The 20395-nt window shown below is 39.0% G+C and carries 22 protein-coding genes and 1 riboswitch; of the genes, 14 read left to right on the forward strand and 8 right to left on the reverse strand.

The window, feature by feature from the left end:
* Positions 1 to 110: 110 nt before the first annotated feature.
* A complete protein-coding gene (locus DCC39_RS14820; RefSeq protein ID WP_116555680.1) occupies positions 111 to 662 on the reverse strand; it encodes a hypothetical protein in 552 nt (183 codons plus the stop codon).
* A gap of 250 nt (positions 663 to 912) precedes the next feature.
* Here DCC39_RS14820 and DCC39_RS14825 point away from each other — a divergent pair, with 250 nt between their 5' ends.
* Both DCC39_RS14825 and DCC39_RS14830 read left to right on the forward strand, forming a co-directional pair.
* Positions 913 to 1377 (forward strand): MarR family winged helix-turn-helix transcriptional regulator, encoded by a 465-nt coding sequence (locus DCC39_RS14825; protein ID WP_240613665.1) that lies wholly within the window; start codon positions 913 to 915, stop codon positions 1375 to 1377.
* A 61-nt stretch (positions 1378 to 1438) separates the two neighbouring features.
* The gene (locus DCC39_RS14830) at positions 1439 to 2170 is read left to right on the forward strand and encodes a DsbA family oxidoreductase (RefSeq protein WP_116555681.1); all 732 of its coding nucleotides are present in this window, start codon (positions 1439 to 1441) and stop codon (positions 2168 to 2170) included.
* A gap of 126 nt (positions 2171 to 2296) precedes the next feature.
* Here the strand turns inward: DCC39_RS14830 and DCC39_RS14835 are convergent, their stop codons facing one another.
* Positions 2297 to 3340, reverse strand: a complete 1044-nt coding sequence (locus tag DCC39_RS14835) for an SDR family oxidoreductase (protein WP_116555702.1) — start codon at positions 3338 to 3340, stop codon at positions 2297 to 2299.
* Between the two features lie 391 nt (positions 3341 to 3731).
* Between DCC39_RS14835 and DCC39_RS14840 the strand changes: the two genes are divergently transcribed.
* From DCC39_RS14840 to DCC39_RS14855, 4 genes are all read left to right on the forward strand, one after another.
* Positions 3732 to 4055 (forward strand): DUF4870 domain-containing protein, encoded by a 324-nt coding sequence (locus DCC39_RS14840; RefSeq protein WP_116555682.1) that lies wholly within the window; start codon positions 3732 to 3734, stop codon positions 4053 to 4055.
* Between the two features lie 63 nt (positions 4056 to 4118).
* The gene (locus DCC39_RS14845) at positions 4119 to 4460 is read left to right on the forward strand and encodes a DUF4870 domain-containing protein (protein WP_116555683.1); all 342 of its coding nucleotides are present in this window, start codon (positions 4119 to 4121) and stop codon (positions 4458 to 4460) included.
* A gap of 106 nt (positions 4461 to 4566) precedes the next feature.
* On the forward strand, positions 4567 to 5175 hold the full coding sequence (locus DCC39_RS14850) for a class I SAM-dependent methyltransferase (RefSeq protein WP_116555684.1): 609 nt from the start codon (positions 4567 to 4569) through the stop codon (positions 5173 to 5175).
* 1 nt (position 5176) lies between these two features.
* The gene (locus DCC39_RS14855) at positions 5177 to 5734 is read left to right on the forward strand and encodes an O-acetyl-ADP-ribose deacetylase (RefSeq protein ID WP_116555685.1); all 558 of its coding nucleotides are present in this window, start codon (positions 5177 to 5179) and stop codon (positions 5732 to 5734) included.
* Positions 5735 to 5837: 103 nt separating this feature from the next.
* Here the strand turns inward: DCC39_RS14855 and DCC39_RS14860 are convergent, their stop codons facing one another.
* Positions 5838 to 6266, reverse strand: a complete 429-nt coding sequence (locus tag DCC39_RS14860) for a MarR family winged helix-turn-helix transcriptional regulator (RefSeq protein WP_116555686.1) — start codon at positions 6264 to 6266, stop codon at positions 5838 to 5840.
* A 167-nt stretch (positions 6267 to 6433) separates the two neighbouring features.
* On the opposite strand from DCC39_RS14860, the gene DCC39_RS14865 reads away from it, so the two are divergent.
* Both DCC39_RS14865 and cls read left to right on the forward strand, forming a co-directional pair.
* Positions 6434 to 7690 carry an MFS transporter gene (locus tag DCC39_RS14865; protein WP_116555687.1) on the forward strand — a complete coding sequence of 419 codons (1257 nt, stop codon included), beginning with the start codon at positions 6434 to 6436 and terminating at the stop codon, positions 7688 to 7690.
* A 304-nt stretch (positions 7691 to 7994) separates the two neighbouring features.
* Positions 7995 to 9452, forward strand: coding sequence for a cardiolipin synthase (gene cls / locus DCC39_RS14875; RefSeq protein WP_116555689.1), 1458 nt, complete (start codon positions 7995 to 7997; stop codon positions 9450 to 9452).
* A gap of 45 nt (positions 9453 to 9497) precedes the next feature.
* Here the strand turns inward: cls and DCC39_RS14880 are convergent, their stop codons facing one another.
* From DCC39_RS14880 to DCC39_RS14890, 3 genes are all read right to left on the reverse strand, one after another.
* Positions 9498 to 9935, reverse strand: coding sequence for an Hsp20/alpha crystallin family protein (locus DCC39_RS14880; RefSeq protein ID WP_116555690.1), 438 nt, complete (start codon positions 9933 to 9935; stop codon positions 9498 to 9500).
* Positions 9936 to 10199: 264 nt separating this feature from the next.
* Positions 10200 to 11372, reverse strand: a complete 1173-nt coding sequence (locus DCC39_RS14885) for an MFS transporter (RefSeq protein WP_116555703.1) — start codon at positions 11370 to 11372, stop codon at positions 10200 to 10202.
* A gap of 204 nt (positions 11373 to 11576) precedes the next feature.
* Positions 11577 to 12101, reverse strand: coding sequence for a PadR family transcriptional regulator (locus tag DCC39_RS14890; protein WP_116555691.1), 525 nt, complete (start codon positions 12099 to 12101; stop codon positions 11577 to 11579).
* A gap of 544 nt (positions 12102 to 12645) precedes the next feature.
* Between DCC39_RS14890 and DCC39_RS14900 the strand changes: the two genes are divergently transcribed.
* The 4 genes from DCC39_RS14900 (at position 12646) to DCC39_RS14915 (ending at position 17346) form a co-directional block, all read left to right on the forward strand.
* Complete coding sequence (locus DCC39_RS14900) at positions 12646 to 13326, forward strand: hypothetical protein (RefSeq protein WP_116555693.1); 681 nt, start codon at positions 12646 to 12648, stop codon at positions 13324 to 13326.
* Between the two features lie 142 nt (positions 13327 to 13468).
* Positions 13469 to 15211: an adenine deaminase gene (gene ade / locus DCC39_RS14905; protein WP_116555694.1), complete on the forward strand. Its 1743-nt coding sequence runs from the start codon at positions 13469 to 13471 to the stop codon at positions 15209 to 15211.
* Positions 15212 to 15578: 367 nt separating this feature from the next.
* Positions 15579 to 16763, forward strand: a complete 1185-nt coding sequence (locus DCC39_RS14910) for a ParM/StbA family protein (protein WP_116555695.1) — start codon at positions 15579 to 15581, stop codon at positions 16761 to 16763.
* A gap of 13 nt (positions 16764 to 16776) precedes the next feature.
* On the forward strand, positions 16777 to 17346 hold the full coding sequence (locus DCC39_RS14915; protein ID WP_116555696.1) for a hypothetical protein: 570 nt from the start codon (positions 16777 to 16779) through the stop codon (positions 17344 to 17346).
* Between the two features lie 48 nt (positions 17347 to 17394).
* Here the strand turns inward: DCC39_RS14915 and DCC39_RS19190 are convergent, their stop codons facing one another.
* Both DCC39_RS19190 and DCC39_RS14920 read right to left on the reverse strand, forming a co-directional pair.
* On the reverse strand, positions 17395 to 17541 hold the full coding sequence (locus DCC39_RS19190; RefSeq protein ID WP_165820902.1) for a hypothetical protein: 147 nt from the start codon (positions 17539 to 17541) through the stop codon (positions 17395 to 17397).
* A gap of 69 nt (positions 17542 to 17610) precedes the next feature.
* A complete protein-coding gene (locus tag DCC39_RS14920; protein ID WP_116555697.1) occupies positions 17611 to 18507 on the reverse strand; it encodes an ABC transporter substrate-binding protein in 897 nt (298 codons plus the stop codon).
* Positions 18508 to 18587: 80 nt separating this feature from the next.
* Positions 18588 to 18692: riboswitch (TPP riboswitch) on the reverse strand.
* Positions 18693 to 18921: 229 nt separating this feature from the next.
* Here DCC39_RS14920 and DCC39_RS14925 point away from each other — a divergent pair.
* Positions 18922 to 19857 (forward strand): DMT family transporter, encoded by a 936-nt coding sequence (locus DCC39_RS14925; RefSeq protein WP_116555698.1) that lies wholly within the window; start codon positions 18922 to 18924, stop codon positions 19855 to 19857.
* Between the two features lie 232 nt (positions 19858 to 20089).
* Positions 20090 to 20290: a cold-shock protein gene (locus DCC39_RS14930; protein WP_116555699.1), complete on the forward strand. Its 201-nt coding sequence runs from the start codon at positions 20090 to 20092 to the stop codon at positions 20288 to 20290.
* Positions 20291 to 20395: the final 105 nt, after the last annotated feature.

The following is a 20395-nucleotide window of genomic DNA, read 5'->3' on the forward strand; positions in this document are numbered from 1 at the left end:
CTCAATCTGTTCGCAGAACAAAAGAGAATGTATAGAGTATATGAGCGTAAATAGGTGATAAATTTGTTTTAAATTTAACCTTTTGGGAAAATTAAAAAAGGCCAGGAACATTATAGGTGGCTAGGTCTGACTCCAAACATTTTGAGGGTATAAACCAGGGCTAAAGGAATAACACTCATATTTTTTAAAAAGTATAAGTAGGCATTATATGCCGCAGTATGTTCAAAAGATTTAAAATTTAACATATCTGTTATTGGAATTAAAGCCCCTGTAACAATTGTGCTGAGTAATAAGTTTCCTAATCCATATAATATTACGATGAAAACAATAATTTGGGCGATAAAAACTGATGGCCAGTTTTTTTTCATATGAAGTGCGCACGATTGCCCCAGCCCATTCCAGAATTCCCGTTGCTTAAGGCCTTTTACGTTACTCTTAGACATGAGGCAAAACATTAAAATGAACAAGATGACTCTTGTCAATTCAACGAGGACTTCGAATAAAATGGGTGTTTGGAGATGATTCCACATTTGATATGCGCGAATGAAAGATGGTATTAGTGCTACTAATAACAGGGAGAAATGGCTATAGAAAAATATGATAGAGGAAAGCAGTGTTTCCAGCCCACTTTTCCCAAGATGCAAAATATGAGAAACTCCCACAATATCATCTTCCTTAGGATTAGATTATTTTTGAAATACTTAAAAGATAAATGTACTTACAGGAATAAAGAAAAGATTAATAAGTATACTTAAACCTTCTTTAGTAGGCAGCAGAAGGCTGAATATTCTAGAATAATTGTCACTCCCTAGGTTATTCGTTTATATTTATTTTATATCTAATAATTAAATATCTCTAAAGTTGAATATCTCTATATTAGAGATAATCATATAATAATGGGGTGCAATTAAATTGTCAACTAAAAATAATCATCCAAAAGAACATGAACCAATTAATTTAGGGCAAGAATTTAGCTTGGCCTTAATCATGTTCCATCAGAGTGTTGCTGAAAAAGTTGGTTTAAATTTAACGGATTACAAAGTTTTAGGAATCATCCCATTAGAAGGGTTGACCGCTGGAGAGATCGCTTCAATAACGGGCTTATCAACAGGGATGGTAACAACAGTTGTTGACCGACTCGAAAAAAAAGACTTTGTGTACAGAGAAAGGGCTACAGATGATAGGAGGAAGGTAATTATTAAAGCGAATTCTAAAAAAGTGGATTTAGAGTTAGGACCAGTTTTTCAATCATTTGGAATTGAAATGAAGAAAGTTGTATCTAGTTACAGTCCAGAAGAATCCAATGCGATAAATGACTATATTAGGAAAAGTACTGAAGTATTTAAACAGGAAACAAAGAAAATGAAGGAAAAATGATTCGCAAGTAAATCTTGTTGAACCTTACCTTTATAAAAATCATAACGAAAGAAGTGTTCCTATGAAGATTGAAGTTTGGTCGGATTTTGTATGTCCGTTTTGCTATATCGGGAAGCGCAGATTGGAAAAGGCTTTGGATCTATTTCCGCATAAAGATGAAGTCGAAATTGAATTTAAAAGCTTTGAGCTGGATGCGAATGCACCGTTGTATAATGGAAAAAGCATTCATGAGTCCCTTGCAGCAAAGTACGGAATGAGCCTTGAACAAGCGAAGCAAAACACCGCTCAAATCGCTCAACAAGCGGCTAACGAGGGGTTAACATTCCAATTTGACGAAATGAAGCCGACGAATACATTTGATGCACATCGTTTAGCAAAGCTTGCAAAAGAACGTGGAAAAGAAAAAGAGTTGACGGAAAAATTATTCTCTGCTGTTTTTATTGATGGAAAAGATGTCGGTGATTTAGACACACTTGCTGATCTCGCGGAAGCTACTGGATTGGACAGACAGGAAGCATTACAAGTTCTAAATAATAAAGTGGAGTATGCTGATAAAGTTCGAGTTGATGAAAGAATGGCGCAACAATACGGGATTTCAGGCGTTCCTTTCTTTATTGTGAACCAAAAGTATGCCATTTCAGGTGCACAGCCATTGGATACATTTATTGGTGCACTTCAAAAGGTGTGGGAAGAGGAACATGCGAAGCCTCAATTCCAAACCCTTTCTTCAGATGGTTCAAATGGCGCCTTTTGTGCGGATGGAAGCTGCGAAGTGCCGGAAAAAGAGGATTGAACAGATATCTTATTAGTGTCCGCTGTCCCTCACTTAGGAATTTTTTATTCCCGAAGTGAGGGTTTTACGGACGAAAACACCTTAAAAGCATTTCAGCTTGTTTAGTTTAGGCATCCAATTCCGAATTTAACTTTTCCGTTTCGCGGCAGCCCAAAGGGTTGCGCCTATACTAGCGACTGCGATTGTGGAAAGGATCGGATGTTTGGTGGCTTTCACGTACAGACTGCAGGAACGCTTCCAACCTATATTTGTTCCTCTTTCATGCAAGCCATAGCCTGCGTGGTATAAAGCACTTTCTTCACGTGGTTTTGAAGGCCTGTTGGCTTGTTGGGTAGGGTACATGACGACTTCCATTAGTTTGTCAGTTAGCCGCGGTAAGAAGGTGCCAAAAACTTTTAACGCTTTTGCCTGCGATCCGATATACATGTCCCTTTTCGGATTTTCTGCAGCAAAGAGTATGGCTTCGGCTACTGCCTTGGGAGGATAAAGCATTCCTCGATGTGCGGGTTGCTTTTCTAAATAACTCCTTGCATGTTCGTTGTAAGGCGTATCAATTCTGCCGGGATGAATAAGTGTAACCGAAACGGGCACTTTCTCCTTTTCCAATTCCATTCTGATGCTTTCCGTCCATCCATGTACAGCAAATTTGGCAGCGGCATAAGTGGATTGAATGACGGTGCCTCGATCTCCGAATAAACTCCCAACATTGATGAGGGCACCTGGAACATCTCGATCTTTAAAATGATTTACAGCGGCCTTGGTTCCGTATACGACACCCCAAAAATTCGTCTCAAACATACGCTTTATATCTTCATTTGTTACATCCATCGCGTGCCCGAAGATGGATACGCCCGCGTTGTTCACCCAAGTGTCAAAACGCCCAAACTCTTTTATAGCCGTTTCGGCAATGTTGTTTACATCTTCTTCGCGTCCTACATCTGCCTTTACCCATGTTGCATGATAACCTTTTCCTCTTAATTCTTCAACCAACTCCTTTAGTGCGTCTTCGTTTCTTGCTGCTGCAACAACTTTTGCTCCTTTTGAAGCGGCCATTCTTGCTGTTACGAGGCCGATTCCACTTGATGCCCCTGTAATGACAATGACTTGGTCTTTTAATTTCTTTAAGGTCTTATTCTTCTTACTGAATGTTGGATCCTTTGGCCCATTCATTTTCCTAGGGTCAATGTCCTTAAAAGCAATGGCTTTGTCTGAGTTTTGCCTGCTTTGTTTTTTATGTTCCATAGTTGTATGTCTCCTTCAAAATAACCTTCCCATCCTTTACCCGATGGTTTTGGCAGTCGATTTATTTCCTGAATGCAAACCAGTTTTGAAGCATCCCTTGAGTATTATTTGTCCGATCTATAAGAAAAATGTAGTGAAAGATAATGAAATTAAAGAAGAAAGCATTCAGAGTTGATTGGTGAAGAAAAGGATTTAAAGTAGCGGAAAAAATAGCCATCTGTTTGAAGGGGCTTGTAAATTTCGGTAGCATGCATTTTATTCCCGAAAATATATATTCTGTAATAACAGAATGAAATATATGTAAGGGGGGGATGATTGCATGCCATCATATGATGAGCGGTTTTTTTCCATGCTGATTTATTTGCTTAGCTTAATTTTTCCTATTTTGGGGCCTTTAGTGATTTGGTTACTTAAAAGAAATGAATCTGGTTTTATTGATTATCATGGCAAAGAATATTTTAATTTTCTTATCTCTTATTTTGTTTATTCGATTATTTGTGGACTTTTAGCAGCCATTTTCGTTGGTAGTGTGTTGCTTTCTATTTTGGGAATTATGGTTGTAGTGTTTACAATTATTGCGGCGATCCGCTCATTTCAGGGGGAACGATACAGATTTCCATTTATTATGCGTTTTATCATATAAACTCCTTAACAAAGGACAACAATACTGCTTAAATAGAGGATATAGAGAAAGGAGATGAAAGACATGCAAACGGTGAACAATGTTCCAAATGATGATGAGCGGCTCTTATCGATGTTGCTTTATTTGCTCAGTTTGTTTTTTCCCATCGTGGCTCCTTTGATTATTTGGCTGCTCAAAAGGGAAGATTCCGAGTTTGTTGATTATCACGGCAAGGAATATTTCAATTTTCTAATCTCGTATTTTATTTATTCCGTGATTAGTGGAATCTTAGTAATCATATTAATCGGTGTTGTGCTGCTCAGTGTTTTAGGGCTTATGGTGCTCATATTTACAATTATTGCAGCGGTGAAATCATATCAAGGCGAAAGGTATAGAATTCCATTTGTTATAAGGTTCATCAAATAAAGATACAATCCAGGCGCCCAAAGAGCTAAGCCTGTTTTCTTAGCGTCTTAGAAGGCGCTTTTTTGATTTTTTTGCTAAGATGTAAAGAAAAAAGGAGTAGAAAAAAATGAAATTTAGCTGGCATGATCGGTTTGACACTGAAGAATATATTTATGGTGAAGAGCCGAATCCATTGGTTGTCGAGCAGATTGAGCGCTTGAGGGGCTGTAACAAGGTCGTCGCGTTTGCGGAAGGGGAAGGGCGCAATGCGGTATTTTTGGCGAGAGAAGGATTTGACGTGACGGCTTATGATCTCGCGGAAAGCGGCTCGAAGAAGACGGAAAAGTTGGCGGAGAAACACGGTGTCTCTGTCATGACAAAAAAAGTCGATTTAATCCGGGATGAAGTGGAGGCAAATGAGTTTGATGCGGCAATTATGATTTTCGGACATTTTCGGGAAAAAGATCAGAAGAACGTGTTTGAAAAATTGCTAAAAGCAGTGAAGCCCGGCGGCATCATTCTAATGGAAGTGTATTCGAAAGAACAATTGAATTACAAGACGGGCGGCCCGGACGATCGTGATATGCTGTATGATCCGAAAAATATTCTCGAATGGTGCAAAAGGCATCATGTTCTTCATTTTTTCTATGGTGAGCAAATCCGTGAAGAAGGAAGCCGCCATACCGGATTGGCCCATGTTGTACAACTCGTATTGAAAAAGCGAAGGTTGGGATAGCATGAAAGTTGAAATCAAAGGCAACACGCTTAAGCTGATGATAGGTGATATTACGAAACAAGAAACAGAGGCGATTGTGAACGCCGCGAATGGTACGCTGTTAGGGGGCGGGGGAGTTGACGGCGCTATTCATCGTGCGGCTGGCAAGGAATTGCTCGAAGCATGTAAAGAAATCCGAAAAAACGTGCTTCAAGGTAAAGAATTGCCGACCGGCGAAGCGGTCATAACGAAAGGGTACCGTTTGCCTGCCAAGTATGTGATCCACACGGTCGGGCCTGTTTGGAAGGGAAATACAAACAACGAGGAAAAGCTTTTATCCAACTGCTATAACAATTCCTTGCAATTAGCCAAAGAGAAAGGGATTCAAAGCATCTCTTTCCCTTCCATTTCAACAGGCGTTTACAGGTTTCCGGTTGATTTGGCCTCTAAGGTAGCGCTAACAACCATTACAGACTTTTTAAAGATCCAGCCATTCGGTGAAGTTGTTATGACATTGTTTTCCCAAAATGATTATGATGTGTATGAAGCTTCACTAAAAGAGATGCTATCGAGCGATTAAGCATTATTTGTTTTCAGCCTCCCCCTTTTTTGCCACGGGATTGTTGACTTTTACATAGATTGTTTAGCTCCAATCCCTTCTCGGGCAAACTCGGGATGTGGACTTACAACTTTTCCCTTATTGCTTGATTAAATTTCTTTAACAACTGTCCAAAGACGATGCGTTCTTCATCTGACCATCCGTCCAGCAGCTTCGTAAACTTGTTAAACCTCGCTTGCTTATAATCGCTTAATTGCTTCATGCCTAATTCAGTAATTTGGTAAAAATAGGCTCTGCGATCTGATGGGTCTGGTATTTTATCGACATAGCCTTTTTTACCAAGAGCGGAGGCTTGTCTGCTTACAGTCGAAATATCCAATTGCAGCTCATTTGCCAGCCCTTTTACGCCAAGTGGGCCTTTTACATGTAAATAATGCAGCAACAGGTATGCCGAACGATCAAGATTCCATTCAATTTTATTTCCAACTAACGCAATCCGGCGGGATAGAAACGCCATCTCCAATTCGATGTTCTCGATTAAATCATTACTCATTTTTTTCCACCTCCATATTGTCCTTCTAATTGAACAATAATAACCGATTGCAAGCATTTGTCAATTTCATTTTCAAAGCATTGATATTGACACAAACATGATTGTATTATACAATTATATAGTTGTATAAAGCAATTAGTTTTTTAAAATTTAAGGGAGATGTAAACATGCCATCACAGTCGATTGTCTCGACGCCAACGAAAGCGTTGAAAGAAAAAAAGGAAAAGAAAGCAAGTTTATTCAACCAGCCGCTTTCTGTATGGGCAATTTTTTTCGCGAGTGTGATTGCTTTCATGGGAATTGGACTCGTAAACCCGATTCTTCCAGAGATTGCTAATAAATTAAATGCATCACCTAGTCAGGTTACGTTACTATTTACGAGTTATAATGCTGTTATGGCTTTTGCGATGTTGATTACCGGGGTGATTTCAACAAGGCTTGGACATAAGTGGACATTGCTTTTGGGCGTTGGGATCATTGCCGCTGTTTCAGTAACAGGGGGATTTGCAAACAATATTTGGACGCTTGTCGGACTTAGAGGCGGATGGGGTCTCGGCAATGCACTTTTTGTTGCAACGGCCCTTGCGGCGATTGTGTCTCTGTCAAAAAGCGGAACAGCTAAGGCGATTATTTTATATGAAGCAGCTGTTGGGCTCGGAATTTCGATTGGTCCATTACTTGGCGGAACGTTAGGTTCCATTTCTTGGAGAGGCCCATTTTTTGGCGTCTCAACGTTGATGCTCTTTGTTTTTATCATCCTAATAACGTTAATGCCGAAAGCAAAAGACAACAATTTAGAAACAACATCTACTGCCAAACAGAAAACGTCCTTATTGGATCCGTTTCGTGCGATGAAACATCGCTCATTGCTCGTTTTAGGGCTTGTTGCTGCATTATATAATGTTGGATTTTTTACAATCATGGCTTATGCCCCATTTGTTTTAGGATTGGATGCAAAAGGTTTGGGGTATGTATTTTTAGGCTGGGGTATCCTTCTTGCGATTACTTCTGTTTTCATGGCTCCAAAGCTTCAGCAACGATTTGGCACAATTAAGTCGATGCGCATCATGTTGTCCCTATTTGTTCTTGACCTTGTTGTTATGGGGATCTTTACGTCATTACAATGGGTTGTCATTTGCGCAGTTATTTTTGCCGGGGCCATTTTAGGGAATAACAATACATTGATTACAACTGCAGTGATGGACGCCGCGCCTGTTGAACGGTCGACAGCTTCTGCAGCATATAGCTTTCTCCGTTTTATTGGAGCGGCGATTTCACCTTTTATGGCGGCAAAGCTTGCAGAAGTGTTTAACCCGCACGTTCCATTCCTTGTCGGCGGGTCGTTTGTATTGCTGTCGCTTTTGTTCGTTTTGTTGAATGACAAGCACGTTAGGCATGTTGATGAACTGGAATCAGTGTTATAAACTTTCAAAAAGGGCCCCTAAGTTCCTTTTCGGTTTTAGATGGGCTTTTTTAAAGTTTTATCTTGGTTCTGGCTCACAATGGAAAGCAATGAAGGTTTATGACAAAAATGGTGAAAAGGTATTCGGAAAATACGTTGAAACATCAGCAATCGCCAACATATCGAAATGAAGGTTGACTATGATCCGAAAGAAGACGAGAAATAGAAGCTGTCGGGAAAACCCCGACAGCTTCTATTTGTGAGTACAAACTATGATATAATCTTTTAAAAGTTGACTATTGAATATAAAGGTAGTGTGACATGTCTTGGAGATTAGTCATTTTCTATCATTACTCGTACCAATCGTCACAATTGTAAATATGACGCTTGCTGGAATCGTTGTCTTTTTTGAAAGAAGGGATGCTCGCGCTACGTGGGCATGGCTCGTTGTTTTACTATTTGTACCAATCCTTGGCTTTATCGTTTATTTATTTTTTGGCAGGCAATTAAAACAGAAGAATTTTTACAAACTATCGGCTGAAGAAAGAAATTATTTTAAATCCGCTGTCGATGGACAAATTAAGAAAATTAAAGAACTTCATGTATTTGAACATAACAGTTTGTTAAAAAAGCATACGGATTTAATTTTGATGAATTTAAAATCATCGACCTCATTGATTACAACTAACAATGACATCGAAATTTTTAGTGACGGCCATGAAAAATTCAAAGCATTATTCCGTGATATAAAGGCTGCCCAATCCGAAATTAATCTTCAATATTATATTATCCAGCGGGACGACTTAGGGAAAAAATTGCGGGATCTGCTTACTCTAAAAGCGAAGGAAGGTGTAAAAGTACGTGTGCTGTATGATGAAATTGGCTCGAGAAAGATGAGCCGCGCTTTTTTTAAAGAGTTGATTGCATATGGCGGGGAAGTGGAAGTATTCTTTCCGTCTTTTCTTAAATTTATTAATCCTAGGCTTAATCATCGAAATCACCGAAAGCTTTGCATCATCGACGGACACATCGGTTATATCGGCGGTTTTAACATTGGGAATGAATATCTTGGAAAAGTGAAGAAATTTGGGTATTGGCGCGACACCCATTTTCGAATCATCGGCGAAGCAGTGGCATATATACAAGGAAGGTTTATTTTAGACTGGAAACAGGCAACACATCAAAAGCACATTGATCTTGAACAATTTGTCTATCAAATGAAACCACGTCCTGGGAAAAGCCCCGTTCAAATTGTGGATAGCGGGCCGAATTCCGAAACCGAGTATATAAAAAATATGTATATTAAGCTAATCATGTCTGCCCAGAAAAGCGTCTATATTCAAACGCCTTATTTTATACCTGATCAAAGCTTTATGGATGCATGTAAAATTGCGTTGCTGTCAGGGGTGGATGTCCGAATCATGATACCGAATAAGCCTGACCATCCATTTGTTTATTGGGCGACATGGTCACATGTCGGGGAGCTTATTTCATATGGCGCAAAAGTTTTAATCTACGAAAATGGGTTTATGCACGCAAAAACAATCGTCGTTGACGATGAAGTAGCTTCGGTTGGCACAGCAAATATTGATACGCGCAGTTTTGAATTAAATTTCGAAGTGAATGCGATCGTATATGATGAGGATGTAGCAAGGAAACTAAGGGATTTATTCCTTCAGGACAGTGAATTATGCTCTGAACTTACTTTAAAACGATATCGTGAGCGATCGGCTGTTATTAAGTTTAAAGAGGCCATTTCCCGTTTGTTGTCGCCGATTTTATAGGAATTAAGAAAGCTTTCCAGGCAAAGGCTGGAAAGCTTTCTCTTCTTAATGAAATTCGACATCAATGGTCTTTTGGTTGCCTTCTTTCTCTTTCGGCATTCTGACCTCGAGAACGCCATTTCGATAAGTCGCTTTAACACCTTCCTGGGACACAGGGCTAGGAAGTGGGATAGAACGGTGAAAACGTCCAAAAAAGCGCTCTTTCCGGTGCATGTTCTCGTCTTTCACTTCATTGGTTCGATTAATGGAGCCACTTATATTTAACATATTGTTTTCGATATGAATATTGACATCCTCTTTCTTCTCTAGTCCAGGGATATCACACGTCGCTACAACTTCAGTATCTGTTTCATGAACATCTACCCTTACTCCGCCCCATTGCGAATCATCCCTAAACAACGATGGGAAATTTGAAAAAAAGTTATCAAAATCCTTCCCGATATTTGACAATTGACGAAATGGATCATATGGAACTAATGCCATTTTTAAGAACCTCCCTTAGTTAAATTCAATCATTACTATTCCCTATAAATAAAAAAATAAAACGTGTTTGTACGGCTTATATACACTTTCACGGAAAGATTTAAGAGATATGAGAGGTACTAGATCGATAAGCATTCAAAAGATGTGTAGTCTATTTTAGAGTTTTAAAATAGATAGAAGACAAGAATCGACATTTCCCGGGGAATATTCTAAGGGCAGCTTTTGTTAAAGCGCCCTTTGTTCCGAAACGCCTTATTTGCAATGTTATGAAGAAGCTGGCTCGGTTTTTTTTGACATTGATTTATAAACTTGATAGAGGAAAAAGGCGATCACTGATAATATCATTCCTGAAATATAAGGCATGCCGACCGCGAGGGAAAAAAGCCAACCTCCGAGCGGTGGGCCGATAATTCTTCCGAGAGAATCAACGGATGATAATAGGCCGGTTGTGCTTCCGTAACCCGTTTTTGATGTTTTTGTTAAAAGTGCGGAAACACTAGGTCGAATCACACCATTGCCAATTCCGAATATCGTTAAGAAGACAGCAGCGGTTGTAAAGTTGTCTACGAGCAGTATAAGACCGAAGCCGATTGCGGAGACAACAATACCAATTTGAATAACGAATCCGTCCCCGAATTTCTTCGTAAGTATCCCAACTAAACCACCTTGAACAATCGCGCCCGCTAATCCCATAATCATAAACAGATAACCGAGCTCTATCGTTCCTAAGCCCGCTTTTGCTGCGGCAAAATATGCAAAAGTTGCTTCCAATCCCGCCAATGATAACGAAATAAACAGCTGGAGAAAATATAAAATTGAAATAGGGCCGCTTAATGTTTGGCGTATCGGTACCCTTTTCGTTGTACGTTCCCCTCGATGTTCAGGTGAAAGTGATTCTTTTAGAATAAGCATGACGAGAATAAACGTTAACAGTGAAGAAAATCCAGCAATCAAAAAAGGCATGCTTAAGCTAGTTTTTGAAAAAATGCCCCCAATCGCCGGCCCTAAGATAAAGCCGAGGCCGACTGAAGCCCCGATAATTCCCATTCCTTTTCCCCGGTCTTCATCAGAAGTAATATCCGCGACATACGCCATGACGGTAGGCATATTCGCTGAAGATAGAAGTCCACCGATGATTCTTGCGGCAAAAAGCATCCAGAGCTGTGATGAGATCGCCATTAAGAAAAAGGAAATGGCAAGTCCAAAAATCCCAATCATCAATACTGGTTTCCGCCCAATTCGATCGGAAATACGTCCCCACATTGGAGCAAATAGCAATTGCATTAATGAGTAGACAGCCATTAGCAAACCGAGCTCTGTAGGTGAAGCACCCATTTTTTCCGCATAGAAAGGGAGCACGGGTATAATAATCCCAAAACCAACCATGACGAGAAACATGACAGCAAATAAGACTGGCAACGCTTTTTTTGTATTCAAAATGAAATTCACTCCAATCCCAGATAAAAAAGAATTTCTTTCTTTAAGAGGTTGTTCAAAAAGTCCGGGCACGATAGGCTGCGAATCTCTTCGTCAGCTTGCTCTTCCGCTCCTCACGTATCCTATAAACATACGCTGCGGTGCTCAGAGCTACGCTTCCTCGACCTTCTTGCCTCTCGTTGTCCTCCTTTTTGAACACGCACTTTAGCTTGTTTTTTTCTCTTCTAACAGTTGAATCGTTTCTAATAAAAAGTTTATTTCGGCTTCCAGCATTTTTTTCTTATGCTTAAACGCAATATTTACGCCGCTATTTTTATTATGTATGGGCGCTTGCTGAAAGTAGCTGTATTTTTCTTGGAGTTCTTGCAGTCTTTTTCGCAAGGACTCAATTGCTTTTTCTGTAGATAAATGATCAAGGAACATTAAGCCAATATCACCTTCGTAAAAAACCGTTTCGGAAGTGGAAAGGTTTTGCAGCAATAATTTATTAAAAAGCTGAATACCTTGATCGTTAATTGTATATACCTTTCGTGGCGGTCGGTTCCCGTCATATTCAACAGAAACGTCGATAAATTTTTCTTTGCTCAATTTATCAAGCAAGGCATAAGCCGTCGCTTTTTTCATGTTTGTAATAAATTTAAGGTTTTTTTCGACAAAGTCGTGGATTTGATAACCATGCTGACTTTGGGTCATAAGCAGGCCTAGAAGAAGTAATGAACGATGATCCATAGCCGTCGGCTCCTTTTCTATGAACAATGATGTTATTATAAATATTTTTGTTATAATTAGTCAAGGCATGACTATTCAAATATAAAAATACTGTCGATAAACCCTTCTAACGTTGGATTTTCTATGTATAAGAAGTTTTTTACACTTAAAGAAATGGATAAATTTGGAACGGGAGAAGAAAATGCTTTCTAGTTTAATCGAACGTAGGTGAGGTATAGATAATGAAATTGATGCCGTGCAATCTCTGTATAATCGCTATGGAACGTATGTAACAAGACTCTCTCGTTTGGTAAACAACCTAAAATCGGATCAAACTAAATACGGTAATAGTCAACTGGATGGGGAAGAGGCGTGTCGACAGCAGCTATCATTGGGGGCCCTCTTGTGAAAGGCGGAAAGCATGTGGCAAGGTAATCCATAATCACGCGGGTGGGCACCGTTATCCGGACGATCCGAGCCAAAATAGGGGTTCTCACATGAACGACATCCATGGAAATCATTATGACGATCCAAGAAAAAATAAGAAAGCAAATGAGGATGAAAAATGAGAATATGGCATGAGGCGGAAAAAGATATCGAAAATTATTTTACATGGTTTAAGGGAAAATCCGAGAAATTTAGTGTGTATAGCCTAAACGGTGCTGAGATGTTTACCCCTGAAGAACGTTCAAACTTTATAGAAGTTTGCGCAAGAACGATAAATAAGGTATTTAAAACGGAAAATTTTACGGATTATAAGCTTTACTTACTTGCGAACGTTGAAGTGTCCGATAAAAATTCCCGAATCGAAAAGTACAAAAAGGTTTGGAAAAAGCTAGAGTCCGAGTTTGCTATCGATTCCTTCACAAAAGGCCCGGAAATTGAAATAACGATTCAAGATAAACTATGTTATTCTAGTATCGCAATGGTCGAGCGGGAGGACATTCCATTAGCTTTAGATATTATATCAAAAGCGCCGCATCGGCATACGATTTTTGCCAGCAAAAAAGAAAACATATTAGATGAGGACTTGATTCGAGCTAGATTAAATGAAGCGATCGGATATGAATTACTGGAGCTGGATTATGAGTATTTAATTAATGAGTACTGTCCTGAAGGCGACATCTTATTTCGATGGGGAGAGGTATTTGAGGAGGCGGAAATCGCTCTCATTTTTAAGAATGAGTTATATGAATCCTTTCAAAAAATTTCACAATACGATGATATCGCTAATGCTTTAGACTAAAATGAACAAACTTTTCCATGATTCGACCTTGATTAGGCAATTGTCTGTCAAGGTTTTTTTATGTCTGCGATCGTTTGCTTGGGTGTCTGCGTAAGGTTATGATAAAAAGTAATGAATTGCATTGTGAAAAGAGGTTTATTCCATGAATACGAACATGAATAAGTTAAAGAAAAGAATTGCAGCAGCTTCAAAAAGGATTCCTGCAGATCTTGTTATAAAAAACGGAAAAATCATTGATGTATTTAACTTGGAAATCATTGAAACGGACGTTGCCATTCAGGACGGAGAGTTTGTGGGGCTTGGCGATTATGAGGGAAAGCAAGTGATTGATGCAAATGGAAATTTCGTATGTCCCAGTTTCATTGATGGCCATATTCATATTGAATCATCAATGGTCAAACCGTCGGAATATGCGAAAGTGGTTCTTCCTCATGGGATAACGACGATTATTGCTGATCCGCATGAAATTGCGAATGTTTCTGGGACAGACGGGATTCGTTTTATGCTTGAATCTTCTGAGGGCCTTCCACTTGATGTGTATATGATGATGCCATCTTGTGTGCCAGCAACTCCTTTTGAAAACACAGGAGCAGAATTAAATGCAGAACAACTTAACCCTTTTTATTCCCATGAGAGGGTTTTAGGTTTAGGAGAAGTTATGAATTTTCCTGCTGTTTTCCACGGGGAGGAAGGCATGTTACATAAAATTAGTGATGCGTCTAAAAAAGGGAAGCTGATTGACGGACATGCTGCAGGGCTTCATGCCGAAGAGCTGAACGTGTATTTAACAGCCGGAATTCGAACGGATCATGAATGTGTAACTGCCAAAGAAGCTCTTGAGCGAATTCAACGTGGAATGTATGTCATGATACGAGAAGGAACAGCTTCTAAAGATTTGGACGAATTAATTCAAGTGGTCAATGAAAAGAACGCAAGGAGATTCCTATTTGTCACGGACGACAAACATTTAGATGAATTAATTGCAGAAGGAAGCATAGACCATAACGTTCGAAAAGCGATTAAAAAGGGCACCGATCCACTTTTGGCTATTCAAATCGCAACGCTAAATGCGGCTGAATGTTTTGGTCTTTGCAAAAAAGGTGCGATTGCACCGGGATATGAAGCAAATTTTCTTTTTCTTGATAATCTCGAGTCCGTTTCCGTTTCAGAAGTGTATAAAGCGGGAACGCTCGTTGCAAAAAATGGCGAATGTCTTCCATTCAAAGAACCATCGATCGTTCCTCCTGAACCGGTAACGAATAGTGTCACGTACAAACCGGTAAGGAAAGATGATCTTTGCATTTGTTTAAATGAACGGCAACATGCAAATATTATCGAAGTGATTCCAAACAGCATTATAACGAACCATCTCGTTGAAAATATCGCCGTAAAAAATGGGCAATTTCAACCATCAATAGAAAAAGATTTGCTAAAAATCGCTGTTGTAGAAAGGCATAAAATGACTGGCAATATTGGGCTCGGGATTGTCAAAGGTTTAGGGCTTAAAAGCGGAGCAATTGTCTCTACCGTTGCGCACGATTCTCATAATATTGTCGTTGCGGGAACGAACGATGACGACATGCTTAAAGCAATTCGTGTGATAGGTGAATTGGGAGGAGGGCAGGCCGTGTTAAAGGACGGCGAAGTACTTGCTTCTTTGCCTTTGCCCCTTTCCGGCTTGATGTCAGACTTAGGTTATATGACCGTAAATTCTAGCCTTGGGTCTTTAAATAAAGCATTACTTCATATTGGCTTTATGGGCAAGTTTAACCCTTTTTCTACGCTGTCATTCCTTGCACTTCCGGTCATCCCAAAATTAAAAATAACAGACTTAGGCTTATTTGACGTGGAAAGCTTCAAGCATATTCCGATTGCCTCGAGATAAAATGAAACTTCCAACTATTGGGGTTTTTTACCGGCAATTAATGCGGGATAAAGAAAATTTGAATAGTTTTCATAGCCAAGCAGGAACATTTTTGCTTGGCTATTATAATATGTTTACAAAGACGTGTACATGTAAACAAAATGTAATCTTAATGTGTACATAAAGGTAAACTTGTAAACAAACACGTATACATTGAGAAGCAGCAACGTGTTTACAAATTGTTTCTGTTGTAAACGAAAATGTATACAAGTGTACAAATATGAATACAACTTTTAGACGATTGCCGAATCTTAAAGTCTAGTATATTCTAAAATAGAATGGCAAAGGTTGGATAAAGCCATCAATTTTTTTGTGAAAGGTTGATTTGATGACAAATAGTAGAATTGCTGCTGTAGATGTAGGTAATGATTCTGTGAAGGCATTATTTGGGAAGCTAGATTATGAATTAAATCTTCCAAATGTGATCGCACGAGACACTGAGGATCGCCCTGTTATAGGAATAGAGGAATTGAATGAAAAGGACCCGCTGGATGGCATACATATAAGGGTTCATTCCCCGGCATTAATGGATAATAACGCCATTTACAGAGTGGGAAATTTGGCAACAAAAAGCGGAAATGCAACAGAGCTTGATCCTGGAAGCAGCAAATCTGAGGAAGACCAAACATTAGTTATGCTGTTTGCTACATTGGCACTTGATGCTGTGAGGGAAGAAAACGCGGACATTTTTAAGAAAACAAATCAGGTCGTCGATGCGAGCTATTTGCTTGGAACAGGCTTGCCGCTCAGAGAAGTGAAGGAAGGGAAAGATGTAGGCTATCGCTCGCGGCTTCTAAGCTCTGTTCATCAGGTTGAGTTTTTGGTCACGCCTAAATACCAAGGTTTAAAAGTAAATATTAAATTTGATGAAGTGAAAGTGTATCCGGAAGGATTCGCAGCGTATATCAACTTAGTGATGGATAATAACTTAAATATTATTAATCGGGATTTAGTAGACAAACGCATCATTATTCAGGATATTGGCGGATTATCAACAGATGTCGCTGTTATTAAAAATCGTAATGTGGATGATGACAAAGCTCAAGGATTTAACCTCGGGGTAGCCGAATCGCTTGAGGAAATTCGAGAAGAAATTAGATCAAAACATGGCATCGAATTGGATAGCCGACGGGATATTGTTGAGATTATTACAAGAAAAAATGATAGAAATCATATCATGGTAAAAGGCAGCCGGACAAGTGTCCATGATATTGTTGACCGCATTTTGCTTGAATTGGCTAAAAAGCAATACCGCCACCTGCGAAACACTTGGCAAAAAAACTCGCAAACTGAAATCTGCTATTTTGTAGGCGGTGGGTCAATGGTGCTCAAGGAATATTTAAAAACATTAAATAATAATTTGGATGGATACAATATCGCTTTTTTTGAAGATGAAAAAGAAAGCATATGGATGATGGCAAATGCTTACTACAAATTAATTTCGGCATTTGACAAACAAAAAAATGCCAAAGCAAAAGGAAAAGAAGACAATAAAAAACCAGTAAAAAATTAAATAGGGTGATTCCGTGAAAAATAAAGGAATTCAGAGAGGGCAGGCGATCACATTTCGCCTACCGTCTGATACACCTGATCATATAATAAAACAATTGCAAAAATTAAAAGAGACGGAGAAAAGAAATTTTTCAAGTAAAATTGCAGAGTTTGTGCTTGATGGGGTAAGCCATTCATTATCAAAGGAAAGAGAAACGGTATCCATCCCGCTTCCTAAGCAATTGAACAAAGAGCAGCGAAACTGGCTGAGGCACTCTTATTCTGAAGCATTGATTGGGAACATTGTTTACCAGTTATTGCAAGATCCAGTTCGGGCAACATCTCTTCTCGCTTCCTTGAACAGTAACGCGGTTAATATTGACGAGGCGCTCTATTTGCAGGAAGAGAGCTTGGAAGAGCCACAGAAGAAGAATGCACCAGATACATTTGAAAAGAATGCTCCAGATACTTTTGAAGATGATTTGCTCAATTTTGATTTAGACAGCGCAAGGCAAAATAACCAAGATGAACCTAGTGCGGAAGCGGATTTGGAAGAGAATGCGGAAGATTTACTAGGCGGATTTATTGCACAAATGAATAAGTAAATAGATGAAGGAGAGACAAATGCCAGTGTCTCTCCTTCATTGAATTCGTTATACGTTAACATGTTTTTTTGACTTTCTAGATGAATTCATAAATGATTGAAATTGTTCTTTTAGTTTTTGTCTACTATCTTTATTTCTAAGCAAATAGGCGGCTCCAAGTGCTACTGTTGTCATTGCAAGCTTGTTTTTCTTCATTGAAACTCTGCCTCCTTTAATTTTATTGTATTCGTAAGTTTCCCTCTCTCACGAAAAATAAACGCCGTTTTATAGGTTTAATTTGTTTGTCCAATACTTTGCAGGATCAATCGCTTCGTTAATTTTGCCTGTTTTCTTTAACCAGTTTTGCAATTGGCCGTAATAATCGGAAGACATGGAAAAGTCATAAGTGAAACAAGGGATCGTCGCATTAGCTGTTTCAATTGCCAACTCATCATTTGATTCTGTTTTTGTGTAGTCAAAGTATATCCTTTTTGCTTCTTCTTCGTTTTCATAAATAAAGTCGATGGCTTTTCGGATGATTTTTACAAATTTTTTAAGTGTTTCTTTTTTACTATTTAAAATTTCTGAAGAAGTAATAAAAATAAGCTGGCAAAAGTCCGGTATCCCCCAATCCTTTAATGCAAAATAATCAACATTAAGGCCTTTTAATTTTGCTTCAGTAACTTCAAAATTTTTAAAAATAAGCGTAGCTGCGTCCGCCAAATCTTTTTCTAACGCTTCTGTATGGTAAAAGCCGTTGTTAACAGGGATAAAATCTTCAATGCTGCAAGAGCCTCCGTCAGATTCTACCATTGTCTTTACGATGGCAAGCCCGCCGAGGCCCGGCGCGCCAGGATATTGAATTCGTTTGCCAATGAGATCCTTTGGCCGGTTAATTTCTTTTCCTTTTATATACATGACACCACCATTTGTATGTAGAAATCTTGCAAATCCAACTACATCTTCACCGGCTGCACGATCCTCTACGAGATGAAGAGGCTCTGTAATCGCGATATCCATTTTACCTGCCTTCATCTCATCGATCGCATCAAAATGCTCTTCAGGCTCTACCATTTCAATCTTTAGCCCTGCGTCTTGAAACCAACCTTTTTCCAATCCGATCATCATCGGAAGATGGTCGGGATTTATAAACCATTCCAGTCCCACTGTCAATTTTTCCATTAAGTATTCCCCCTCGAAAAATAATAAAACGGATTCGCTCGTAGAGAGGAATCCGTTGTTGTAGACGAAATAAATTCGTAGAAACAATGCCTTCACTTCCCTACGCTGGTATTGGCCAGGTCAGGTTCAAAGGGTTAAAGGATTCCAATCCTTCTCTCAGCTTACTAGCACCCCTAGTGTAAATGTTTGTTATATCATCATACCCCAGAAACGATAGAACGACAAATAAAACTGGGAGAAATGTAAATTACAATGAGCCCAACTTCCCACTTCTAATTTCAAAAGAGGATGCATCAGCGTTTTTCTTAATAGAGGTACTTCAACATGTAGTTTAAGTTTTCTTTAGTAACATGTATGATTGGAATAGATGGATACAACTACACCCTTCAAGGGGCTTTTGGAGATCGATAAGCTATGAACAGAACGAACCAACTTCGTTTAAAAGGAATAGCAATGGCGGTAAGTGCAGCAGCCTTGTGGGGAATTCAGGGGAATGTTGTGGATTATTTATTCCGAACAACTGACATGACGCTTGACTGGATTATCATCACCAGGCTCTTTTTTTCTGGGGTAATCCTATTGTTATTTTTGTATATGACGAAACAGCGGAAGTCGATCTTTACGATTTGGAGAAATAAGAGGGACTCTTTCACACTTCTTGCTTTTGCGGTATTTGGATTATTAGGTTTACAGTATTCTTTTTTTGCCGCGATCAAACATAGCAATGCAGCAACGGCAGCAATTTTACAATATTTAGCCCCGTCGCTTCTTCTTATTTTTGCATGTTTCAAAGCAAAAAGATATCCTGTTAAAAAAGAATTGCTTGCGCTCGTTCTAACTTTTATTGGACTATTTTTATTAGTGACAAATGGGGATATAACCAAGCTTTCCATTTCAGGTATGGCTCTTTTTTGGGGTGTTGTTTCAGCTTTTGCTCTTTGTTATTATACATTGCAGCCGATGAAACTTATTCAAAGGTATAGCTCCACTGTGATTACAATGTGGTCAATGCTTATTGGAAGCGTTGCTTTAAGTTTAAAAACAAATCCTTTGAAAACGGGGGTTTCTTTTTCTATTTCTGAATGGGTGCTTGTCATCCTTGTTGTCGTGATGACGTTTGTTTCGTTTTACTTATATTTGGCGAGTTTGAGCTTCATTACATCTGCCGAGGCGGGCTTGTTGACGGTTATCGAACCATTGACGGCAGTTTTTGTTTCCGTATTAATTATGGGAATTATGATCGGAAATGTGTCATTAATGGGCGGACTCCTTATATTGGCTGTTGTCATGATGATGGGAAAAAGTTCGGCAGAGAACGACAAGCAGGCGTTCAAACAAAAAACCGGATAAATTTATTGGAACGAAAGGCTCAAAGTAAACTTAAGAATTGAAGAAAAAGGAATAAAAAGAAAAATTTGTTTTTAATTTGAATGTGTGCTATAGTATTAGACATACACTTAATAACTATTAAATCTTATAATTCGCCTATTCTCAGGGGTTATATTTTTTAATAAAGCTCATGAGAATAAGGCGAATTTTTATTTTTTACATGATATTAAGTTAAAAAATTGGAGGTAATACAATGAGTCAAGGAACTGTAAAATGGTTTAATGCTGAAAAAGGTTTTGGTTTTATTGAAGTTGAAGGTGGAGAAGACGTATTCGTTCACTTCTCAGCAATCAATGACGAAGGCTTTAAATCACTGGAAGAGGGCCAAAAAGTGAGCTTTGATATCGCTCAAGGGAACCGCGGTGACCAAGCAGCAAACGTTACTAAATTATAAGTAACCCAACAAAAAGACAATGAGAAAAAAATCTCAGTGTCTTTTTGTTTTTTTGTGAAAAGAAAACCATACGCTAGGCGTATGGTTCCGGAAAGCTTTCAGCGA

It is taken from the genome of Pueribacillus theae (assembly GCF_003097615.1).
In the GTDB taxonomy this organism is placed as follows: Bacteria; Bacillota; Bacilli; order Bacillales; family UBA6769; genus Pueribacillus; species Pueribacillus theae.

Bases quoted from the DNA above. Each gene is read 5' to 3' on its own strand.
- DCC39_RS14830 (WP_116555681.1), top strand. From the start codon at position 1,439: ATGAAGATTGAAGTTTGGTCGGATTTTGTATGTCCGTTTTGCTATATC.
- DCC39_RS14835 (WP_116555702.1), bottom strand. From the start codon at position 3,340: ATGAATGGGCCAAAGGATCCAACATTCAGTAAGAAGAATAAGACCTTA.
- DCC39_RS14840 (WP_116555682.1), top strand. From the start codon at position 3,732: ATGCCATCATATGATGAGCGGTTTTTTTCCATGCTGATTTATTTGCTT.
- DCC39_RS14845 (WP_116555683.1), top strand. From the start codon at position 4,119: ATGCAAACGGTGAACAATGTTCCAAATGATGATGAGCGGCTCTTATCG.
- DCC39_RS14850 (WP_116555684.1), top strand. From the start codon at position 4,567: ATGAAATTTAGCTGGCATGATCGGTTTGACACTGAAGAATATATTTAT.
- DCC39_RS14855 (WP_116555685.1), top strand. From the start codon at position 5,177: ATGAAAGTTGAAATCAAAGGCAACACGCTTAAGCTGATGATAGGTGAT.
- DCC39_RS14860 (WP_116555686.1), bottom strand. From the start codon at position 6,266: ATGAGTAATGATTTAATCGAGAACATCGAATTGGAGATGGCGTTTCTA.
- DCC39_RS14865 (WP_116555687.1), top strand. From the start codon at position 6,434: ATGCCATCACAGTCGATTGTCTCGACGCCAACGAAAGCGTTGAAAGAA.
- DCC39_RS14880 (WP_116555690.1), bottom strand. From the start codon at position 9,935: ATGGCATTAGTTCCATATGATCCATTTCGTCAATTGTCAAATATCGGG.
- DCC39_RS14890 (WP_116555691.1), bottom strand. From the start codon at position 12,101: ATGGATCATCGTTCATTACTTCTTCTAGGCCTGCTTATGACCCAAAGT.
- DCC39_RS14900 (WP_116555693.1), top strand. From the start codon at position 12,646: ATGAGAATATGGCATGAGGCGGAAAAAGATATCGAAAATTATTTTACA.
- ade (WP_116555694.1), top strand. From the start codon at position 13,469: ATGAATACGAACATGAATAAGTTAAAGAAAAGAATTGCAGCAGCTTCA.
- DCC39_RS14910 (WP_116555695.1), top strand. From the start codon at position 15,579: ATGACAAATAGTAGAATTGCTGCTGTAGATGTAGGTAATGATTCTGTG.
- DCC39_RS19190 (WP_165820902.1), bottom strand. From the start codon at position 17,541: ATGAAGAAAAACAAGCTTGCAATGACAACAGTAGCACTTGGAGCCGCC.
- DCC39_RS14920 (WP_116555697.1), bottom strand. From the start codon at position 18,507: ATGGAAAAATTGACAGTGGGACTGGAATGGTTTATAAATCCCGACCAT.
- DCC39_RS14925 (WP_116555698.1), top strand. From the start codon at position 18,922: ATGAACAGAACGAACCAACTTCGTTTAAAAGGAATAGCAATGGCGGTA.
- DCC39_RS14930 (WP_116555699.1), top strand. From the start codon at position 20,090: ATGAGTCAAGGAACTGTAAAATGGTTTAATGCTGAAAAAGGTTTTGGT.